1 protein-coding gene is annotated in these 290 nt (G+C 61.4%); it reads right to left on the bottom strand.

The window, feature by feature from the left end:
- Positions 1-43 precede the first annotated feature (43 nt).
- The coding region (locus tag P0G09_RS20210; protein ID WP_275253571.1) for an SseB family protein at positions 44-290 on the bottom strand (247 nt) is incomplete at its 5' end.

The following is a 290-nucleotide window of genomic DNA, read 5'->3' as shown; positions in this document are numbered from 1 at the left end:
CCGTCTGCGCGCACCAAAATGCGGCAGGCGGGCCCTTTCTTGCTTATCCCTTGATGATCCGGAGCAGGGTCGTGTCCAGCTGGATGGTGCGGTTCCAGGGGTTCAGAATGATGCCCTGGATCTCCGGCACCTGCAGTGCGGCATCCAACAGCTTTTCAAACTCCACCAGAAAGGTGGACTGCACCGCTTCCGCCCCCTTCATCTCCTCTTCAAAGCTGGTAAAGGCATACCACCAGCTGGCCCCATCGGCCGTGCGGAGGACCCGCAGCTGCATCTGCTCACTGGCCGGG

Source organism: Faecalibacterium sp. DFI.5.82 (genome assembly GCF_029076575.1).
Taxonomy (GTDB): domain Bacteria; phylum Bacillota; class Clostridia; order Oscillospirales; family Ruminococcaceae; genus Faecalibacterium; species Faecalibacterium duncaniae.
Note: the sequence above shows the minus strand (reverse complement) of the source record. Positions and strands in the feature narration are given on the sequence as shown.